The following is a 21153-nucleotide window of genomic DNA, read 5'->3' as shown; positions in this document are numbered from 1 at the left end:
CCATCACACGGAGCGCTTTTCCATGATACGCCTGATGAAGTCTGCTGCACTTGCCGTTGCGGTATCTCTTAGCGCCACTTCGGCAACCTTCGCCGCAGAAAACGTGCGCCTGACCGGTTCCGGCGCCAGTTTCCCAGCACCGATCTACCTGACCTGGTTCAAGGATTTCAGCAAGAACACTGCTGGCGTCACCGTTGACTACCAATCCAAGGGGAGCGGGGCAGGGGTTCAGGACTTCCTGAACAAGACCGTCGACTTCGCCGCCAGTGACTCGGCGATGAAAGACGAAGACATCGCCAAGGTCGGCGAAGGCGTACAAATGCTGCCAATGACCGCCGGCGAAATCGTTCTGGCCTACAACCTGCCAGGCAATCCCAAGGGGCTGAAACTGTCGCGTGAAGTGTATTCGAACATCTTCCTCGGCAAGGTCACCCAGTGGAACGACCCACAGATCGTTGCCGCCAACCCGGATCTGAAGCTGCCTGCCACGCCGATCACCGTAGTTGTTCGTGCTGACTCCAGCGGTACCACCGCGGTGTTCACCAAACACCTGTCGGCAATCAACCCTGCGTTCAAAGAAGCACTGGGTGAAGGCAACACCGTCAACTGGCCAGCCACTGACAAGTTCATCAAGTCGCCGAAAAACGACGGCGTAACCGCTACTGTTCGTCAGACCCCAGGCGCCATTGGCTACATCGAATACGGCTTCGCCAAACTGGCCAAGGTCGACTTCGCCCAGCTGGAAAACAAAGCCGGCAAATACGTCGTGCCAAACGCCGAGAGCGGTGCCGAAGCGTTGGCTGCGGTGAAAATGCCGGAAAGCCTGGTCGCTTGGCTGCCGGATCCGGACGGTGCCAAGTCGTACCCGATCACTTCCTACACCTGGATGCTGTTCCGCAAGGACAACGGCAACCCGGCCAAGGCCAAGGCGATGCGTGAAATGGTCGAGTACAGCCTGACCAAGGGTCAGGAGATTGCTGACTCGATGGGCTACATCCCGCTGCCGCCGTCGGTTGTAGAGCAAGTACGCAAAGCTTCCGCAAACATCCAGTAACACTGCCAGGTCGCTGCGGACTGAGCGTTCAGCCCGCAGCGTTTGCTCCCTGTCCCGGAACTCGCCAATGAACACACCTTTTGCCATACCGGATAACCCCGACTCAGCGTGCCGGCCACCGTCCACCAAGGACTTTCTGGTTGACCGCGCCTTCCGTGCGCTCGCCCGCATCGGCGTGGTGCTGATCCTGGCGCTGGTGGTTGCGCTGGTTTTCGAAGTCGGCCGCAAGGCACTGCCCGGCATGGAGAAGCACGGTTTCGACGTGCTGTTCGGCACCGTCTGGGATGTCAACCAAGGCAAGTACGGCATTCTTCCCGCTATTTGGGGCACGCTTTACAGCGCCCTGATCGCCTTGCTGATCGCAGGCTTTTTCGGCGTCAGCATGGCCATTTTCCTGACCCAGGACTTCCTCCCTGCAAAGCTTGCAGCGGTGTTTCGTACCATCGTCGAGCTGCTCGCCGCGATCCCCAGCGTCGTCTACGGCCTGTGGGGCATCTACGTGGTGATCCCGGCGATCCGTCCGTTGACCGCGTGGCTGAACAGCGAACTGGGCTGGATCCCCTTTTTCGGCTCGTCCCTGAGCGGCCCAGGCTTGCTGCCTGCGGCGCTGGTACTGGCCATCATGATTCTGCCGACCATTGCCGCTGTGTCCCAGGACGCCCTGACCAGCGTGCCGATGAAAACCAAGCAGGCCGCCTACGGCATGGGTACCACCCACTGGGAGGCCATCCTCAAGGTGATGGTGCCAGCCGCTGCAACCGGCATCTTTGGCTCGCTGGTGCTTGGTCTGGGCCGCGCCCTGGGTGAAACCATGGCTTTGGCGATGTTGGTGGGCAACGCCAACACCATCACCCTGTCGCTGTTCGCCCCGGCCAACACCCTGGCCGCCTTGCTCGCGCTGAACTTCCCGGAAGCCGGGCCGAACGAGGTCGAGGTGCTGATGTACGCCGCACTGGTGCTGATGTTCATCACCCTGCTGGTGAACGTGCTCGGCTCGATGATCATGCTCTACGCGCAACGGGGTAACAAATAATGACTGACCTCTCGTCGCCAACAGCTGCAGTGCCAAGTCTGCAGCGCCGGTTCGAAGGGCGCGCCCTGCGCAGCTTGAGCCTGACCACGCTGGTCTGGTGCACAGCGTTTCTGGCCAGCGTGCCGCTGATTTCCGTGCTGTACATGCTGATCATGCGTGGCGGTGCTCGCCTGAATCTTGAAGTGTTCACCGAGCTGCCACCCACCGGTTTCGAAATGGGCGGTGGTTTCGGTAACGCCATGGCCGGTACCTTTGTCATGGTCGGCATCGCCGCAGCCATCGCAGTGCCAGTGGGCATCATCGCCGCTGTGTTTCTCGCCGAGCTTGGCCCTGAGAGCAAGTTGGCCAACGCCTCGCGCTTTGCTGCGCGGATGCTCACCGGCCTGCCGTCGATCTTGGCTGGGGTATTTGCCTATGCGCTGGTGGTCATGACCACTGGCACCTACTCGGCGCCTGCCGGTGGCGTGGCACTGGCGGTACTGATGCTGCCGATTGTGGTGCTGACCGCTGAAGAAGCCATGAAGATGGTGCCCAAGATCATGAAAGACGCCGCCTACGGCATGGGCTGCACCCGCGCCCAGGTGGTCTGGAAGATCGTCCTGCCCACCGGCCTGCCGGCGATCCTCACCGGCGTCATGCTGGCGGTTGCCCGCGCTGCCGGCGAGACCGCACCGCTGCTGTTCACGGCGCTGTTCAGCAACTACTGGATCTACCATGACGGCAGCCTGGCCGTGATGAACCCGACGGCATCGCTTGCCGTACTTATCTACAACTTCTCCGGCATGCCCTTCGACAATCAGCTCGAACTGGCATGGGCCGCCTCGTTGGTATTGGTGATGATCGTGCTGGTAGTCAATGTCGTCAGCCGTATCTTCGGCAAGCCCAAGTACTGAACTCAGGAGCAACTGAATTGAACGTATCCACTGCGCGAAAAGCCGCTCCGTTTGTCAGCCAGGCACCCGTGGTAATGGACTGCAAACTGGACAAGATTTTCTACGGCAACTTCCTCGCTGTGCGCGACAGCCACGTGCCGATCGAGAAGAACAAGATCACAGGCTTCATCGGCCCGTCTGGCTGTGGCAAGAGTACTGTGCTGCGTAGCCTCAACCGCATGAACGACCTGGTCAAAGGCTTCCGCTTCGAAGGCCACGTGCACTTCCTTGGCCAGGACGTCTATGGCAAAGGCGTCGACCCGGTGGTAGTGCGCCGTTACATCGGCATGGTGTTCCAGCAGCCCAACCCGTTCTCGATGAGCATCTTCGACAACGTTGCCTTCGGTCTGCGTTTGAATCGTTACAAGGGTGACCTCGGCGATCGCGTCAAGCACGCGCTGCAGGGCGCTGCGCTGTGGGACGAGGTCAAGGACAAGCTAAAGGCCAGCGGCCTGTCGCTGTCCGGTGGCCAGCAACAACGGCTGTGCATTGCCCGTGCCATTGCCACCGAGCCCGAAGTGCTGCTGCTGGATGAACCGTGCTCGGCGCTGGACCCGATTGCAACCCGCCGGGTGGAAGAGTTGATGGTCGAGCTGAAGAAGGACTACACCATTGCCCTGGTGACCCATAACATGCAGCAGGCGATCCGTGTGGCTGATACCACGGCGTTCTTCTCGGTGGACATTTCCCAAGGCACACGCACTGGTTATCTGGTCGAGATGGGGCCGACCACGCAGATCTTCGAAAGCCCGCGTGAGCAGCTGACCAATGACTACATCAGCGGCAAGTTCAGTTGATTCGAGCCAGTCTCAGCGCTGTCGCCTTTGTTAAATTGTTTCTCGGGATTGCCAATGTCTGCAACACGTCGTCTTGATCTACGCGCTATAGAGCGCGCACTGCGGGAGGTGCAGAGCCGCTTCGGCGAGCTCAGCCAGCACTTCACCGAGCAGCGCGATCCGTTCACCGACGAGGTGCTGCAGAATGTGCTGGAAGGCTATGCCCTGGTAGACGATTATGTTGCCCGCGGCATCGACCTGTTCGACCTGCAGCAGCTGAACCTGATGCTCGAGATCAACGCCACCGTGCTTTGTGGCAGTGACCCGGCACGGCGGGTGGAGTTCGCTCAGCACCTGGCTGCAACTGAAGAACACTTCTTCAACAACGTCGAAGGCGGCATCAAGGATTTGTACAACTGGTACTGCTCGTACCACAGCGATTCGGTGTGGAAGCGCGCAGCCGGCGTGTATGTGCGCATCCTCAGCAAGCCGCAACTGTTTATCGAAGGTAACAACCGCACGGGCTCGCTCCTGGTCAGTTACCTGTTGATGCGCGAAGGGCTGCCGCCGTTTGTGCTGACGCTGGACAACGCCGAGGGTTATTTCAACCCGTCCTCGGTCATCCGCAACTCCGCCAAACACGGTGTCAAAGCCTTGTACGAATTGCCCAAGATCAAAAAGAAGTACGCCGCCTTCCTCGAAGCCAAAGCACCGGCCGCTACGGTGTTCTTCCTCAACACGCCGCCTGCGCGCCGTTATCAGGGGACTCACCGATGAGCCGCTCGCCAGTGCTGCAACAGTGCCAGGCCGGCATCGCTCGTGGCTGGCAAGCGGCAACACGCCTGCTGGGCCGCCCACAGGTTCGTATTTCGTTTGATATCGACGACACCTTGGCCTGCCACCACCACAATTGCCCAGCCGAGAGCAGCAAGCTGCCAGGGTTCATGCATGACTGGCTGGGTGAACCACTGCGCGCTGGTACTCGTGAGCTGATTCGCGATCTGCGCCGGCAGAATTGCAGCGTGTGGATCTATACCTCGTCTGGCCGCACCCCGGCCTACATCAAGCGCTGGCTGTTGCTGTATGGCATCCGCGTCGACGGCGTGGTCAACAATGACCGGCATTTGCATGTGATGGCCGAGCATGGGCTGTCACGGCCACCGTCCAAGCATCCGGGCCTGTTCGACATCGATCTGCATGTGGATGATTCTGACGGAGTTCGGGCTGAGGGTATCGATCACGGTTTCCGCGTCGTGGTCGTCTCTCCGCAGGATGACAACTGGACGCAGAAGGTCCTGGAGGCCACTGCCAAGGTGCATGCGCAGCTGGCTTGGCATCAACCGCAGCGCTACGGCCAGCTGACTCGCCAAAGTGTGGAGCCGCAGTGGTCTGCGAATCAGTCGCTTGGGCAGTAGATCGAGCAGCATCCATTCGTCTGAGTCAACTTCGGATAATTGAACGTCATTCCCGCTTATGGCCCTGAGGTTAGTAGAGGAGAACATTTTCGCCTCAACCTCGGAGGTCACCATGCAGAACAAGCTTTTGCTGGCTGCAGCTCAGTCCAGTACGAATACGCCTTCCTACCAGAAATACGCCGATGGCGTGACACACGAGTTTTTCGGCACCGCTGCAGTGGTGAAAAAAGCCGCCGAGGCGCAGGCCTATGCTGGGCAGCGGTTGAAGGCTGATCTGGGCAAGTAAACTTTTGGCTCTATGAAAATGCCAGGTTTCAGCCGTGAGCTTGGCCGGAGAATTGTGATGAGTGATCAATCCAAAGTAACTGTCGCCACTGCGCCGCTCATGTTCCAGCCCTCGTTCGAGCAGATCCCCGACGACGAGGCGCAGACCAGCAAGGAACTGGCGCAGACGCTTCACGACATCATGGAAAAAACCTTCGCCGATGAGGGCCACGCCAACCGCAGTGTCCACGCCAAGGCCCATGGCTTGCTGCGCGGGCGTGTGGTCGTAATTGGCGACTTACCGCCTGCCTTGGCTCAAGGCGCATTCGCTCGCGCTGGCAGTTATTCTGCCTATCTGCGGTTCTCGACCAACCCCGGCGATATCCTCGACGACAAGGTGTCCACTCCCAGGGGGTTGGCGCTGAAGATTGTCGGCGTTGATGGACCTCGTTTGCCTGGCAGTGAGGGCGAGGTGACTCAGGATTTCGTGATGCAGAACGCCAAGGCTTTCACTGCGGCTGACCCAAAGGCGTTTCTCAAGACGCTGAAACTTCTGGCCAAGACTACTGACCGAGCGCCAGGCATGAAGAAAGCGCTTTCAGCGGTTTTGCGCGGCGTCGAGTCGGTAGTCGAGGCCATGGGCGGGGAGAGCGGCACACTAAAGAGCCTTGGCGGCCATCCGCAGACTCATGTCCTCGGTGAGACCTTCACCACTGTGGTGCCGGTGCTGTACGGTCCTTATTATGCCAAGCTTGCCATAGTGCCTATTTCGCCCGAGTTGACGGCATTGACCGATCTGAAGGTAGATCTGGACGACAACCCTGACGGCCTGCGTGCGGCTGTTGCCGAGCACTTCAATACACACGGCGGGGTCTGGGAGATCCGTGTCCAACTGGCGACCGATCTGGATAAAATGCCCATCGAGGACGCTTCGGTTGAATGGCCTGAGGATCTCAGCCCGTATCTCACGGTCGCTCGACTGGAGGTCGAAGCGCAGCCTTCGTGGGATGACGCCAAGGTTCATGAAATCGACGATGGCATGGCTTTCAGTCCTTGGCATGGTCTGGCTGCCCATCGTCCGCTCGGGGGCGTAATGCGAGTGCGCAAGCCTTCGTACGAGATGTCGTCGGAGTTCAGGGGTAGCCATAACGGCTGTCCTATTCACGAACCCCGTTAGAAGTGCTGTACGCGCTGGTAGCACTGCATCAGTGCGGGCTACCAGCGAGCAGCGCATGAGCATCCGGCTTACCGCCCTGGTTGAGTAGCTGACCCGGTGGAGGAAATGATCTGGTAACCGACTCTATTGTTAAATAGAATCAATACCATTCATTGAAGTGCAGAGCCTCACCCCATGGTTGACGCCGTTACGCCACCCGATCAGCGCCTGAGCGTCCTGTACCGCGAGCATCGCAGCTGGCTGGAGAACTGGTTGCGCCACCGCGTCGGCAATAGCTGGGATGCGGCCGATCTGAGTCAGGATACCTTCCTGCGGGTGCTCTCCAGCGCGCAAAAGCTCGAGGAGTTACGCGAGCCACGGGCCTATCTGCTGACCGTGGGCAAGCGTCTGCTGAGCAACTTCTACAGCCGGCGTAGCCTGGAGGCGGCCTACCTCGAAGCGCTGGCGCAACTGCCTGAGGAGTGCGTGCCGTCTCCAGAACAGCGCTGGCTGCTGCTGGAAACGCTACAGGCGCTGGACGAACTGCTGGATGGCCTGCCACGGCTGGTGCGCCGCGCATTTCTCTGGAGCCAATTGCACGGCCTGGGCTATCGCGAGATCGCCGAGCGGCTGGACGTGTCGGAGCGCACGGTCAAGCGCTATATGGCGCAAGCCTACGAACACTGCTTGCTGGTGCAGCTTTGATGCGCACGGCGCCCACCAGCGAGATGCAAGAGGTTGCCCGCGCAGCGGCGCGCTGGTTGGCGTTGCTGGAGTCAGGCACGGCCACCGAAGCAGATCACATCCGCCTCCAGCACTGGCGCAACAGCAGCGCCAACCATGAACACATCTGGCAGAAAGCGCAGCAACTGCGCCAGCGATTTGAAGCGCTGCCGCCGGCCTTGGCCATGGCTTCACTGGATCGTCCCGACCTTGCGCGCCGTGCCGCAATCAAGCGCGCATTGGGTATTGCCGCAGTCTTGCCAACCACTTGGTTGATCGCCCGTCAGGTGCCCGTGCAGGTTTGGCTGGCCGATGTGCACACCGCCATCGGCGAACAGAAAACCCTGCAACTGGCCGACGGCAGCCTGCTGCAGTTGAACACAGACAGCGCGGTCAACGTCGACCTGAGTAAGCGTGAGCTGACCTTGGTGCGCGGTGAGATGGCACTTAGGGTGAATGACAGCGCTGGGCTGACCATTCACTTGCCGTACGGTCGGGTTGTGGTTGGCCGCAGTGATGTGTGCGTGCGCCTCAATGACCGCGACTGCCAGATCAAAGTCGCCAGCGGTGCAGCCCAATTACACCCGTTGCAGGGGCCGGCGCTGTTCTTGCGTGAAGGTGAGGAGGTCAGGTTGCGGCCTGGCGGGGCGGGTGAGGTCGGTCGCTTCGATGCTTCGCTGCCCGGATGGCGCGAGGGTGTGCTGATTGCCCAGAACCAGCCGCTGGGCGATTTTCTGCGCGAGCTGCGGCGCTTCCGCCCGGGGTTGTTGCGTTGGGCGCCTGAACTGGAAAGCCTGCGGGTGATCGGCAGTTTTCGCCTGGACGATACCAACCGTGTGCTGTCTCTGCTGGCGGCGAGCCTGCCGCTCGAGGTGCAGTCACGCACCCGCTATTGGGTCACCTTGATGCCCCTCAACGCTCATGTGTAACAAAACTCAGGCGTAACCCATGTCCCTTTTTTTCGCCCCACCGGTCATTCCAGGTAAGTGAACTGAAAACGAGAGCTTGCCCCCTATGTCCGTCGTGATGCCTGGCCGTTCAGGCCGTGAGTCTTTGTTGCGCGTAAGCCTTGTGCTGAGCCTGAGTGCTACACCACTTTTCGTCCCGGTCAGTTGGGCTGATGACGTTGACCGGCGCAGTTACGCAGTGTCAGCTGGTAGCCTGGGTGTCGCGCTGACCCGTTTTGCCACGCAATCAGGGGTGAGCCTGTCGGTGAGCCCTGAGTTGGTCAATGGGCGCTCCAGTGCCGGGCTTTCGGGCAGCTACAGCGTCGAGGAAGGCTTCGCCCAATTGCTGCAAGGCAGCGGAATGCGGCTGCAGTCGACAGGCGCTGATGCGTACACCGTGGTGCCAGTAACGCAAGATGCCAGTACCCTGGAAATTGCGCCGACCACGATCAGCAGTGGGCACGTGGCCGATGACGGCGTGCCCTACGCCGGTGGCCAGGTCGCTCGCCGCAACTCGCAGGGCCTGCTTGGCTCGCGTGACTTCATGGACACGCCGTTCAGCATGACCACCTACACCAGCCAGACGGTGAAGAACCTGCAGGCGCGCACCCTCAACGATCTGGTCGCCAGTGACCCCTCCGTGCGCGCGACCAACCCTGCAGGTGGCCGCTTCGAGCAGTTCACCATCCGTGGCCTGAGCCTGTTCAACAGCGATGTTTCCTACAACGGCTTGTACGGTGTATTGCCAACGTATTCCATCGACATGGAAATGGCCGACCGCGTCGATATCCTCAAAGGCCCCAGCCAACTGATCAATGGCATTTCGCCGCGTGGCAGCGTCGGCGGGGGCATCAACGTCGTACCCAAGCGGGCAGGGGACAAACCGCTCACCGAGTTTACCGGCAGCTACGCCTCGGACAGCCAGGCGGGCGGCGCCGTGGATATCGCCCGACGCTTTGGTGAGGGTGATCAGTTCGGCTTGCGCTTCAACGCGGTCAAGCAGTCCGGTGACACCACCTGGGATCACCAGAGCGTCAACCGTGAAATGGCCGTGCTGGGCCTGGATTTTCGCGGTGAGCGGCTGCGCCTGTCCACCGACCTCGGCCACACCCAGCGCGACACCGACGCCCCGCAGGAGCGAGTGCTGATCGGTGCCGACGCCAAGGTGCCAGACGCCAGGGATGTACACCGCAACTACGCCCAGGCCTGGACCAAGGCGCGTACCGAGGACACCTTCGGCACGGTGAACGGCGAATATGACTTGAGCGATTCGCTGATGGCCTACGCCGCGTTCGGCGCGCGCGAGAGCAACCACGATTTTTTGCGCCACAACGTGCCGGTCAGCAATGACGCCGGCGATTTCAGTGTGCTGCCGCGCGATTTTACCCGCGACGAATCGGTGCGCACTGCAATGGCCGGACTGCGCAACTGGTTCACTACCGGCCCTGTCAGCCATGAGCTGAACCTGTCAGCCAGCTACTTCTACATGGACTTCACCAACGGCGGCGCACGCTACGCCGCAAGCCCCAGCAACCTGTACAACCCGGGCGCCATCCCAACACCCGGCACCCCGACCCGTCCTGATGCCGAGGTGTACACCGAAAACCGGTTCACCGGCATAGCCCTGGCCGATACGCTAGGCTTTTTCGACGACCGTGTATTGCTGACCCTGGGCGCACGCTGGCAGCGGGTCAAAGTCGACGACTGGCGCAATGGCGCGAAGGGCCTCACCGGCTACGACGAGGAAAAGCTTTCGCCGTCGGGTGGTGTGGTGTTCAAGCTCAGCGAGCAGTTGTCGCTTTACGCCAGCTACATGGAAGGCCTGAGCCAGGGCAAGATCGCCCCCTCGACCTCGCGCAATTCTGACGACATCTTCGCGCCCTTCATCAGCCGCCAGATCGAGGTAGGCGCAAAGTACGACCTCGGTACCTTCGGCCTGACCGCCAGCGCCTTTCGCATCAAGCAACCTGCCTACGAAACCAACGCTGCCACGCGCGTGTTTGGCCCCAACGGCAAGCGTGAAAACAAGGGCATCGAGCTGAGTGTGTTCGGCGAGCCGCTCCAGGGCGTCCGCCTGCTCGGTGGCGTGATGTTCATCGACAGCGAGCTGACCGGCACGATAGGCGGCGTTGCCGACGGCAACCGCGCCCCGGCCACGCCTGAATACAACGTCAGCCTGGGCGCCGAATGGGACGTACCCGCGCTGCAAGGATTGACCCTGACCACGCGCGGCATTCACTCCAGCTCACAGTTCCTCGATCAGGCCAACAGCAAGAAAATCGACGGCTGGGAGCGCTTCGACCTCGGTGCGCGCTACGCCTTCAAGGTTTCGGACAAGGATGTGACGGTGCGAGCCAGCGTCGAGAACGTGCTGGATGATCGCTACTGGGTTTCGGCCGGGGCGTCGGATGACAGTGAGCCTGGGTTGAGCTTGTCGACGCCGCGCACGTATCTGGTTTCGGCGACTGTTGGGTTTTGATCGATAGGCTTGAAGGGCTGGCCCGGCGCGAGAGTGTGGCGCCGGGCGGGTGTCCGTGACCGCGTCGTGGTCAGGTTTGGTTTTCGTGCAGAATCTAGCCCGCCGGCACCAGAATCACGAAGTTCTTCTTCATGTCTTCCAGCACAGTCCACTTGCCCTTGGCGCCCGGTTCGATAATGAACGTGTCGCCCGCGGCCAATGTGACCGGGGCGCAGCCCTCAAGCTCGATGACGCAGCGGCCGCTCAGGACGTGGCAGAACTCCCAGACTTTGTAGTCGATGCGCCAAGCGCCGATGCTGGCTTGCCATTCCCCGCAAATGCGACCTTGCTGTTCATCGTGGTAGTACTTGGACGTCAACGTGTGCGGGGTGCCTTCCAGGACTTCTTCGAAAAAGGGCAGGTCGCGTACCGGTTGGATATCCAGTTCGCGGAATACGGTGAGACTCTTGTTCATTGATTGTTCTCGGGCACGTTGTGGGTAGGGCGATACATCAAATGGGCTTCACCGCTCACGCGCAGCATCGGGTGCGCAACGATCTGGCAGGTTTTGACGATTTGAAAACCGTGACGTTCGTAAAAGCGGCGGGCACCGTGGTTTTCTGCATAGTCGATCAGGCATAGCCCATCCAGCCCAGCGTCGTCGGCGCGCTGCTGCGCGTGGCGGAGAAACTCGACGCCCAGCCCCTGGCTGCGCCACGCCTCATCCAGCGCCAGGCTGGAGATGTACAAGGTGTCGGGTATTTCCATGTCGGCATAAGGCGCGAGGACCGGGTCGGTCTCGGCAGGCGCGTCAGGGCTCGCGCGCAACGCATAGCTATGCATCATGCCGATGACGCGCCCGTCGGACGTGGCCATCAGGCAGTTCTTGTAGGAGAAGTCGCCTTGCTCCCGGGCATAGCGTGCCGCACCGACACTCAGCAACGCTTCCCCTGGTGCGCCGAGCTTGCTCCAGATGTAGTCGGCCATGCCCTCCGAAGTCAGTTGAAAGAAGCGCGCGATGTCGTGCGCGTCCGAGGCGTGAGCAGGTCTGAAGTCGATAGACATGTGGGGTGCTTCCATGGGCTCGGGTGGTTAGTTTTGAAGGATTGCGCCTTTAGCAGCGGGCAGGGTAGGCGAGTTGGACGCTACCCATCATGCTCTGGGCGAACACCGTCAGCACGACCTGCGACGTTGCGCTCATGCTCATGGTTATCTGAGGAGTCGCTGTGCCTGGCTATTCTTGATCGGTCGCGCTGCCTTGCATTAGGCAGGTAAGGCCGCGCGCCGCAGCAAGTTGCTTGCTCAGCGCACGGCGCTGCAGATCACCAGGTGAAGTTCACCGAGGTCAGCAGGGTGCGCTCGTCACCGTAGCTGCAGGAGGTGAAGCTGCACTGTACGTAACGCTTGTCGGTCAGGTTGTTGGCGTTGACGGTCACGGCCCAGTTGTCGTCGATCCGGTAGCGTGCCATGGCGTCGAACAGGGTATAGGCTGGGGTGGCCGAATCGACGCCCGAGGCCTGTGTTGTACCCATGTAACGGGCGCCGGCCCCCACAGTCAGTTGCGCAATGCCCCAGTTGACGAAGTCATAGCTGGTCCACAGGGCTGCCTGGTGGTAGGGGGTCTCGTCGGTACGTTGACCCACTTCGGCGGCAATAGCGCTCTTGGTGGTGCGTGCATCGGTATAGGCGTAGGTAGCGATCATGCTGAGTGCCGAGGTGATATCCGCCTTGGCTTCCAGCTCCAGGCCGCGTGAGCGCACTTCGCCGGTCTGGCGGTACTCTTCGGTGGCTGGATCCTGCTTGAGTACATTGGTCTGGGTCAGCTCATAGACTGCTGCGCTCAGCAGCAGATTGCTGTCCTTGGGCTGATAGCGCACACCCACTTCGTACTGTTTGCCTTCGGTGGGATCAAATCTCTGGCCAGTGACTTCCGCAACGGAAACCGGGAAGAACGACTCGCTATAGCTAATGTAGGGCGCCAGGCCATTGTCCGCCAGGTAAACCAGGCCGGCTCGCCAAGTGGTGGCCTCGTCGCTCTGGCTGGCTTTGGCGTCATTGCGGTGCGCCTTCTGCTGCTGGTCGGCCCAGTCGTGGCGGCCACCCAACTGCAAGACCCACTTGTCGTCGAACTTGATCTGATCCTGGAAATAGACACCTTTTTGCAGCGTATCGAGCTGCGAGCCACGGTCTGTGGCGGGGTTTCTGTTGACCACTACGGGTTGACCATAGTTGTAGCGGCTCAAGTCCAGGCTGGGGGCTGCCCCTCGGAAGTTATGCGAGTCGTAAGAGATATCGTAGCCGTCGAAACCGACCAGAGCAGTGTGCTCGACGCTGCCGAGCTGCCACTTGGGTACGATGTTGGTATCGGTGGCCAAGGTTCGCGCACGCTCATGGCGATCGCTGTATTGCCGTGCAAGGATGCCGGTATTGGCGGCATTGCGGATAGCAGCCGCGGACGTCTGCGCTTGCAGGTATCTCCACTTCACATCGGACTCGGAATAACGCAGCTTGTGATTGACCGTGAAGTGCTCGTTGAAGTTGTGGCTGAACTCGTAACCCAGGGCCGACATCTCGCCGTTCATGTCGTCGTAGTCCGGCTCGCCGATAAAGTCGTGGCGACCGATAGTGAAAGCACCTTTGCCCACACCTTCGACCAACTGATAGGCCAGAGGCGCGGGGAAACGCGTATCGGTCTTCTGGTAGAAGGACAGCAGCGTAAGCGATGTGTCTTCGTCAGGGCGCCAGGTCAGCGCCGGGGCGATGTAGAACCTGTCGTCGTTCAGATGATCCTGCTGGGTGTCGCTGTTGCGGCTGAGCAGGGTAAGGCGATAGCTGAGGGTGTCGCTACCGGCCAGTGGGCCGCTGAAATCGGCGGAGAGCTGCTTGCGGTCATTGGAGCCCGCCTGCAGATTCAGCTCATGCAGCGGCGCCTCGGTTGGGCGCTTGCTGACGCCGTTTACCATGCCACCGGGCGAGAGCTGGCCGTAGAGCACCGAGGCAGCGCCGCGAATGACCTCGACGCGCTCCAGGCCGTACGGTTCCTGAATGCCGTCGTAGGAGTTGGTCTGCAGACGCAGGCCGTCGCGCAGCGAGCCGCCGGTGGCGGATTCGACCGAGAAGCCGCGGATGCGGAAGCGGTCAGCAGTCCGGTTGAAAGCGGTCGAGCTGGCCGTGAACCCTGGGGTGTAGCTCAGCGCCTGGGCCATCGTTTCTGCCTGGCGGTCACGGATCTCGTCGCTCGTGACTACCGACAGCGACTGGGGCGTCTCGATGATCGGCGTGTCGGTCTTGGTCGCGCTCATGTTGCGTTTGGCGACGTAACCGAGCACATGCTCGGTGGGCCGTTCGAGGCTTTGCCCGGTAACATTGGTGGCGTCAATCTCCACGGGCGCGGGTACCGGATTGGCCTCAGCGGCCTGCAGGCTGCCTGAGCCGAGGCTGGCCATGGTCAGTGCCAGTGCGCTAAGGCTGAAGGCTGGGCGTCGGGCGAAATGTTCGGGGCTTGGGTGGGTAACCTGGCGCATGGCGAAGGAACATCCTTTGGTCTTCTCATTATGTTCGCGCGAGGCGGAGGACGCTTTGTGGCCCTTCACGGCAGTGCGCGGTGGCAGTCAGCAACAGCGCGCGAACTTTACATGTAAATAAGAAGGATTTGCACTTGCTCTATGATAATAGTTATTGATAACTCTTTGCTGCAAGCCATGGTCTTTATATGCCCCAAAGCCTGAATGCTGCCTGACAGGAGATTGCCGGCCACGGCGTCGTGATCGTTGATCATCTGATTGGCCATGGCTGGGCACATCAGTGGGGTGCGTTGCTTTGCTGGCGCCCTTGCGGCGTTATCAAGCAGCCGCCACCTGTCCGCTGCTGATGCTGCTCACTTCAAACTGCCCCACCAGTTTTTGCAGTTTGTTGGCATTGAGCCGCACGGTCTCGGCACTGCCTTGCAACACCACTACCGTCTCACGCATCTGCGCCGAAGAGTGGTCGACCTGTTTGATTGTCTTGCCGTAGTCAAGGCTGCGCTTGTTCAACTGCTGAATGACCGCAAACATGCTTTCCACCGCTTGATGCAACTGCACGTTTTCCGAGGACGCGTCTTCGGCCAGGCGCAAGCTGTTATCGACGTTCTTGACGCCTTCCTTCATGAAGCTGACGGCGGTTTGTGTTTCATTCTGCAAGCCCTCGACCATCTGCCGAATATCATCGGCAGCCCGAGAGGTACGTGAGGCGAGGCTACGTACCTCATCGGCAACCACGGCAAAACCTCGCCCATGTTCGCCTGCGCGTGCGGCTTCGATGGTAGCATTGAGTGCCAGCAGGTTCGTCTGGTTGGTGATGTCACTGATCAGCCCGGTAATGTTGCCGATTTGCGTCATGCGGCTGTCGAGTAACTGCACGCTTGCGGAAGAGCGCTCGACCACATCCCGAATCGACTGGGTGCCTGTCTGCACCGCGAGAAACTGCTCGCGAGCACGGGTTACGACTTCGTCCATCGCCTGTTTCATTTGTTCGGCACTGGCAGAGGCTTGTTGAATTTCACCCAGTTGCTCTTCAACGATGATCATCATGCAATGCACCGCTTCGGCCACCTCGGCCGAGGTGATGCCGGCTTCCTGGCTGCGCCCCAGCATCATCTGATTGGTGGCGCCGACGGTGCGACTGGCCTTCACTACCTGGCCGACCACCGAGTCCAGATTATCGATGAAGCTGTTGATCCAACGCCCCATGTCGCCGGTCTCGTCGTTGGCCATTCGCGCGGTGTCCAGACGCTGACGAAGGTTGCCCTCGCCCTCGGCAATGGTCCTGATCACGCCTGTCATCTCGCTCAACCGTTGCGCAAGCCGTTTAGGCCCCAACAGGCTGAACAACGCAGCGGCGCAGACCATGCCCAAAACCTCCAGGGCATCGATCATGCCCTGTGTGAGGCCGCTGTAATGTTGAATCGTGTAATTGCAGGCAAAGAGCCCTGTCATGGTTGCGAGATAAGGTTTCATCAGGCCATAACTGAGTGAGCGTCGACGGTAAACTTCCTCCAGATCGGCCTCGCACATCATTCCCCAGCGATCAGGTGAGCCTGGCAGTTGGAACGTAACTCCCTTGCCCACCACCGGGATGTGCCGATAGTCCGAATAACCGGGATACGTCACGAACAGATTGGAGCCCATGCGGATTGTTTCGCGCACACCTGGGTGCAACTCTTGTGTCGCCGGGTCGGTGAAGCGCAGTTCCAACTCAGTATGCCGTTGAATCTGCACGGTCTTGTAGGGCGTGTGTACGCCACTTTTCAGATTGTCTGCGTGGGTAAACGTGCCGTCCTCGAAACGTGAACGCGACAACGCGGTTCCCGGCACGACCGCAGGATCAAAGCGTGATTGCGCCATGAACAGATAATTGTCGCCCGACTCGGCATAGATGTGCCCGGCCTCACGTTGTATAAGATCGCCCAAGACATCGTTTGGCACACGACCGCAAAGGCAGCCTAGAACTTTTCCTTCGGCCATCAATGGCTGATAAAACATCAACGTGACTTCATCGTGAAAGCGTGAAGTCGATGGACCGATCTGCAACGTCAATGGATCGATGTAGGGACCATGTAGAAACGGTGCTTTCAATCCTTCGGCCAATGCGCGGGTGTTCTCAAGCTTATTGTTGCCGCGTCCGCTCCAGGTGGAGGTGATGACCTTGCCGTCGACACCCACAACAAACAGCTCGGAGAAATCTTCGGCTTGGCTGAGCTTGTCCATCAGCGCACGCCTGTCGGTATGGGCAATATCCCGACCGAGCGTTTCCGCCAGTTCCGCGAGGTGTTCCCATTGCTCGCGGGTCCAGTTGTGTAGCAACTGCACGCGGGTTTGTGCAATGGCTTCAAAGGTTTGTTCGATCACAGGATAGGCCGACCGATTGAGCCGGCATGACCACCCCATCGCAATCTTTCCTGTTTTGCCGAACCAGGGTAGCCAGTTCTTTTCGCTAGAGGATAACTGCATGACTTTACTTGAAAGCGACATTTGCCTCTCCAACCGCGACACTCGGATGGCAAATTGATAGCAAATAGCAAGCCAGGTCGTAAGCACCCTACCAATTACCTTAATCGTAAGGTCGTCTGCGGTCGGCAGCGTTGCGCGCGCTTGAGCCTATGAGCCTGGGTGCTTCAACGTGGTGCGCAGGAGATCTGCATGCACTGAAAAATGCTGGTTGATGAGCGAGTGAAAGGTTGTGTGTGGGGGCTGTTGCAAGCGTGCTCCATTTGCTACCGATTACGACCGTGCTGCAAAATCGAAATCGCACGCTACCTGAATCCCCCGGGATTTCAGTCACAAGCTGTCCGGATCGCCAAAAAACATCTGTATCCGCGACCTCAACCACCGCTCTGCCGGGTCATTATCCTGCGCTCCACGCCAAGCCATGTGCAGCTCAAAGCTCTGCACCTCAATCGGCAGATCCTCCGCCCGCAACCCACCGCCTGCTGTCAGCACTGCGGCGGTGTAATCAGGCACCGTAGCGACAATGTCGGTCCCGCCCAGCAAACTCCCCAACCCATTGAACTGCGGCACCGCCAGCACCACATGGCGCTTGCGGCCAAGCTCATCCAGCGCTTCATCGATGAACCCGGACAGGTCGCCAGCGAACGACACCAACGCATGCGGGCGAGCGCAGAAGTCGTCCAGGGTGATGCTGCCGGGCATGCTGTCGGCACGCAGCAGCTTGGGCTTGCTGCGCCGCAGCACCTTGCGCTTGGCGTTGGCCGGGAGGTCATTGGTGTAACTCACTCCTACCGAAATTTCGCCTGAGCCGAGCAGGGTCGGCATCAACAGGTAGTTGACTCGGCGCACCACCAGCACGATACCTGGCGCCTCGGCGCGGATGCGTTTGAGCAGTTGCGGCAGCAGGGCGAATTCGGCGTCGTCGGACAAACCAATGCGAAACACCGAGGTGCTGGTAGCCGGGTCGAACTCGGCGGCGCGGCTGACGGCGGTGGAGATCGAGTCGAGCGCGGGGGAGAGCAGGGCGAAGATTTCCTGAGCACGCGCCGAAGGCTCCATGCTGCGGCCGGTACGCACGAACAACGGGTCGTCGAACAGATTGCGCAGGCGCGACAGCGCAGCGCTGATCGCGGGCTGGCCGAGGAACAGCTTCTCGGCGGCGCGGGTCACGCTGCGTTCGTGCATGAGGGTCTCGAACACGATCAGCAGGTTGAGGTCTACACGACGCAGGTCGTTACGGTTCATCGATGCGCTTAGCCTATCGCCAGAGGTGGGCAGGGGTGAATCTTACGGCCAAAGGCTGTTACCCTGCACCGATTTCCGGGAGCCAATCTGCGAATTTGCAGGGGGCCCAATCAATGACAGGCATGTCGACTATTAATCGCCACTGATGGTCTAACGGTGAAAGCCCGGATAAAGTTCGTGGTAATACGAGATTCACACAGGCGAGGTATGCGATGTCCCGCATGATCCGATTCCACTCCTTCGGCGCCGCCGATGTGCTCCGCATCGAGGAGCAGGGCGCGCCGTCGCCCGCTGCCGGCGAGCTGCAGATCCGCGTCGAAGCGATTGGCGTCAGCTGGTATGACGTGCTCTGGCGGCAGAACCTGGCACCGTCCAAGGCGCGCTTGCCAGCCGGCATCGGCCAGGAAATGGCCGGCGTGGTCACCGCAGTAGGCGCTGGCGTCGACGATATAGCTGTTGGTGATCGGGTAGCGAGCTTCCCGGCCACCAGCGCCAATGATCATCCGGTGTACGGTGACGTTATCGTCTTGCCGCGCACGGCGATCACCCGCTACCCGGATATTCTCTCTCCGGTCGAAGCGAGCGTGCATTACACGCCGCTGCTGATCGCCTACTTCGCCTATGTTGATCTGGCGCGGGCCAAGGCCGGCCAGACCGCGCTGGTCACTGATGCCAGCCACTGCGCCGGGCCGGCATTTGTCCAGTTGGGCAAGGCGCTGGGCTTGAAGGTGTTTGCTGCAACCAAGGACCCGGAACAGCGCGAATACCTCTTGGGCCTGGGCGCTGACAAGGTCATCGTCACCGAGGAGCAGGATCTGCTCATGCAGATCGGCAAGTACACCGATGGGCGCGGCGTGGACATGGTCCTCGACGGCCTGGGTGGGCCGCAGATGTCGCTGTTGGGCGATGTTCTGGCGCCGCGTGGCAGCCTGGTGCTGTATGGCCTGCAAGGTGGCAACCAGACGCCGTTCCCAGCGTGCGCGGCGTTTCAGAAGAACATCCAGTTCTACGTGCACTGCATCGGCAACTTCATCGGCAAGCCGGAGCTGGGTATCAGCCAGGACCAGGTCGCCTTGCAGCGCGCGCTACGCGATATCAACCAGTTCACGGCTGACCAGTTGCTGACGCCGCAGATCATCAAGGTGTATCCGTTCAGCCAGGTGGTCGAGGCTCATCGCTACATGGACGAGTGCCCATGCGGTGGCCGGGTGGTACTGGACATGGGCCAGGTTTGAAACCTGCTGCCGCCAGGCTGGCGGTAATCAGTCCCACCTTTGAGAGGGCCGCATTGCGGCCCTTTTTCGTTGTTGATTGCGGCTAATTCCGTATCAAAGCGTTACTTCGGATAAATCCTACGCGCTTTAAGTAAATATCCTACAGCTTGCCCTGTCGCTGAAACTTCTCCGTCTAATTTACGATGGAGCTGCTTGATTGTTGTGCTTGCTTGCTGATGGTTTTCTCGTTAATTCTTGAATGAAGCGTTTATTCCCAGAACTTTGGCGTTAATCGCCCAGGACGAACTCATCAGCTTGCAAGGCTCACAGCACGCGCCGCAGTCACAGGCGCTCAGGCGCTGGTCCGGAGGAGGGGCGAGCGGCGCTTGTGCCTAGAGGATGTAAAGCTCAGCAACTAAGCCATGGTTTCGCAATTGCTTGTGGGAAATTTCCCAAAAGTTTATCGACACATTGAGATTGCTCATACTCGGTAGTTCGAGGATGAGTGGTCTGAAACAGGGAGTGCCGTCATGAGCAATATCCATGAACAAGCGTTGGAATATGTCTACACGCAAGTGCTTGAGCACTTGATGGAGCATATGTCGCAAGCACTGCGCGCTTCGATGCAGCTGCTGATTCAACGGCTTATGGTCGCAGCGGGAGGGGTTGACTGTCTTGGCCAGTTTCAACTGCTGGTGATTCACGGCGCAGACCGTGACAGCGCTTTGTTGCTGAGCACGCTGCGCGCAGCTCAGCTGACCATCGCCCAGCGTGCGCCGCAGACGTTCAGGCTGAAAGTGCTGGTTGCCTCGCTGCCGGCGGCCAGCGAGGCCGTGTTGGACTATCACGAGCGGTGTTTCAGCACCTTGTTTCTGCAGGACGATCCGCGCGTGGAGTTGCTGATGATCCAGGGCCAGCACCTGGTGCCCTTCAGCCGCAGGCCGCAAACACAGCACGCGGACTGGATACCGACCCGCGATGCGTTATTGCTGTTTGGGCATCTCAATGGCGGCGCGGCAGAGGCGCTGCTTGGCAGCCGCCTGCATTTGCAGATGGCCAGCGCGTGTAACCAGGTGCTGAGCGATGCGCAAGGCGTACTGGCACTGATCACCATGCTGCCGCCCCGCCAGCGCTACCGCTACCTGGCGTGGTGCCGGCGTTGTTTGCGCCTGGCTGACGAGCCCGGCTTGCACCCGCTCTCGCTGGATATCGCCTACCTGATCAGGGCGCTGGCCTGGCTGCATGACGTTGTCGCTACGCCGTCGCAAGCTGCGCTTGCGCCTACCGATAGCAGCGATGGTGCGTCCTTGCAGGTGATCGCAGTTGGCGACCTGCTCGATCAAAAGCCGGCAGACCTTGAGTTCGAGCGGCTGTTGAAAGCGCCCCTCGTCGCGGCTGGGTGTTTGCCACCGCTGGCGTTGTGCTTTGAGGTGGATGCCTTGATCCAGCTTCGCCAGTTGCGCGAGCGCATTGTCCAGCGTCGGGTCAAGGGCGCAAACCTGCGGCTGGGCCTTAAACCACGCACAGAACAGGCCGCCGACGAAATGGCGCAAGCGCGTCTGATGCAGGTGCTGGAACTGACCGAGAAGCAGTTGATCTGTTTGCTGCATGCCCCATTTGCCGGTCACGGTGCTGGCCTGGTGAGCTTTATCGAGTGCTATCACCCGGGGATGCTGGTGGCCATGCCCTACCTGCATCGGGCCCTGCTGGGCAAAACATGCCCCGATGGCGTCCTGCATTGGCTGGTCGAGGCAAGCGGCTTGAGCCTGGTGCAGTTGCGTGCGGTGTATGGGCGGCAGGTGGGGCAGCCCGCCAGGCGCATGCTGGAGTACCTGGCCCGACGCGACATGGCCCTGTGCTTGCTGCGCAGTGCCGATGAGCTGACGACCACTGATCCGGAGTGCTTGCCAGGATCAGCTGTCTGTATGTATAACCAGTAGCTGTCCCCG

Annotated in this window: 18 protein-coding genes; 13 read left to right on the top strand and 5 right to left on the bottom strand. The window is 60.2% G+C overall.

Translation table 11 applies throughout. From position 1 onward, the window contains the following. Positions 1-22: 22 nt before the first annotated feature. The 11 genes from pstS to ACIOAU_RS14120 all read left to right on the top strand — a co-directional run bounded on the left by pstS (position 23) and on the right by ACIOAU_RS14120 (position 10779). Entirely contained in the window at positions 23-1054 is a 1032-nt protein-coding gene (pstS, locus tag ACIOAU_RS14170; protein ID WP_150569102.1) for a phosphate ABC transporter substrate-binding protein PstS, read from the top strand. Between the two features lie 67 nt (positions 1055-1121). Further along, entirely contained in the window at positions 1122-2087 is a 966-nt protein-coding gene (gene pstC, locus ACIOAU_RS14165) for a phosphate ABC transporter permease subunit PstC (RefSeq protein WP_101319855.1), read from the top strand. Then, positions 2087-2980 (top strand): phosphate ABC transporter permease PstA, encoded by an 894-nt coding sequence (gene pstA / locus ACIOAU_RS14160; RefSeq protein ID WP_101319853.1) that lies wholly within the window; start codon positions 2087-2089, stop codon positions 2978-2980. Before pstC ends, pstA begins: the two co-directional genes overlap by 1 nt. A 74-nt stretch (positions 2981-3054) precedes the next feature. Next, a complete protein-coding gene (gene pstB, locus ACIOAU_RS14155) occupies positions 3055-3816 on the top strand; it encodes a phosphate ABC transporter ATP-binding protein PstB (RefSeq protein WP_217862385.1) in 762 nt (253 codons plus the stop codon). Positions 3817-3870: 54 nt separating this feature from the next. Continuing rightward, on the top strand, positions 3871-4572 hold the full coding sequence (locus tag ACIOAU_RS14150; RefSeq protein ID WP_101319849.1) for a hypothetical protein: 702 nt from the start codon (positions 3871-3873) through the stop codon (positions 4570-4572). Further along, positions 4569-5210, top strand: a complete 642-nt coding sequence (locus tag ACIOAU_RS14145; protein ID WP_312386511.1) for a hypothetical protein — start codon at positions 4569-4571, stop codon at positions 5208-5210. Before ACIOAU_RS14150 ends, ACIOAU_RS14145 begins: the two co-directional genes overlap by 4 nt. A 112-nt stretch (positions 5211-5322) precedes the next feature. After that, a complete protein-coding gene (locus ACIOAU_RS14140; protein ID WP_181089283.1) occupies positions 5323-5496 on the top strand; it encodes a hypothetical protein in 174 nt (57 codons plus the stop codon). Positions 5497-5553: 57 nt separating this feature from the next. Further along, complete coding sequence (locus ACIOAU_RS14135) at positions 5554-6651, top strand: catalase family protein (protein ID WP_401182688.1); 1098 nt, start codon at positions 5554-5556, stop codon at positions 6649-6651. Between the two features lie 174 nt (positions 6652-6825). Beyond that, positions 6826-7335, top strand: coding sequence for a sigma-70 family RNA polymerase sigma factor (locus ACIOAU_RS14130; RefSeq protein WP_181107512.1), 510 nt, complete (start codon positions 6826-6828; stop codon positions 7333-7335). Beyond that, positions 7335-8282, top strand: a complete 948-nt coding sequence (locus ACIOAU_RS14125) for a FecR domain-containing protein (protein WP_401182685.1) — start codon at positions 7335-7337, stop codon at positions 8280-8282. The genes ACIOAU_RS14130 and ACIOAU_RS14125 overlap by 1 nt, the downstream gene beginning before the upstream one ends. Before the next feature lie 85 nt (positions 8283-8367). After that, on the top strand, positions 8368-10779 hold the full coding sequence (locus tag ACIOAU_RS14120; protein ID WP_401182682.1) for a TonB-dependent siderophore receptor: 2412 nt from the start codon (positions 8368-8370) through the stop codon (positions 10777-10779). 94 nt (positions 10780-10873) lie between these two features. Here the strand turns inward: ACIOAU_RS14120 and ACIOAU_RS14115 are convergent, their stop codons facing one another. The 5 genes from ACIOAU_RS14115 to ACIOAU_RS14095 form a co-directional block, all read right to left on the bottom strand. After that, positions 10874-11233, bottom strand: a complete 360-nt coding sequence (locus ACIOAU_RS14115) for a cupin domain-containing protein (protein WP_101319833.1) — start codon at positions 11231-11233, stop codon at positions 10874-10876. Further along, positions 11230-11823, bottom strand: a complete 594-nt coding sequence (locus ACIOAU_RS14110; protein ID WP_312386496.1) for a GNAT family N-acetyltransferase — start codon at positions 11821-11823, stop codon at positions 11230-11232. The genes ACIOAU_RS14115 and ACIOAU_RS14110 overlap by 4 nt, the downstream gene beginning before the upstream one ends. Before the next feature lie 257 nt (positions 11824-12080). Continuing rightward, complete coding sequence (locus ACIOAU_RS14105) at positions 12081-14204, bottom strand: TonB-dependent siderophore receptor (RefSeq protein ID WP_401183342.1); 2124 nt, start codon at positions 14202-14204, stop codon at positions 12081-12083. A 396-nt stretch (positions 14205-14600) separates the two neighbouring features. Next, entirely contained in the window at positions 14601-15254 is a 654-nt protein-coding gene (locus ACIOAU_RS14100) for a methyl-accepting chemotaxis protein (RefSeq protein ID WP_401183339.1), read from the bottom strand. A 1821-nt stretch (positions 15255-17075) separates the two neighbouring features. Further along, the gene (locus tag ACIOAU_RS14095) at positions 17076-17990 is read right to left on the bottom strand and encodes a LysR family transcriptional regulator (RefSeq protein ID WP_101319826.1); all 915 of its coding nucleotides are present in this window, start codon (positions 17988-17990) and stop codon (positions 17076-17078) included. Between the two features lie 212 nt (positions 17991-18202). Here ACIOAU_RS14095 and ACIOAU_RS14090 point away from each other — a divergent pair, with 212 nt between their 5' ends. Together ACIOAU_RS14090 and ACIOAU_RS14085 are read left to right on the top strand one after the other, a co-directional pair. Further along, a complete protein-coding gene (locus ACIOAU_RS14090; protein ID WP_101319824.1) occupies positions 18203-19225 on the top strand; it encodes a zinc-dependent alcohol dehydrogenase family protein in 1023 nt (340 codons plus the stop codon). 509 nt (positions 19226-19734) lie between these two features. Then, positions 19735-21144 carry a hypothetical protein gene (locus ACIOAU_RS14085; protein WP_401182677.1) on the top strand — a complete coding sequence of 470 codons (1410 nt, stop codon included), beginning with the start codon at positions 19735-19737 and terminating at the stop codon, positions 21142-21144. Positions 21145-21153: the final 9 nt, after the last annotated feature.

Origin of the sequence: Pseudomonas sp. NPDC088322, from assembly GCF_044740745.1 — a bacterium.
Classification (GTDB): Bacteria; Pseudomonadota; Gammaproteobacteria; order Pseudomonadales; family Pseudomonadaceae; genus Aquipseudomonas; species Aquipseudomonas shirazensis.
This window is presented reverse-complemented; position numbering and strand designations above follow the sequence as displayed.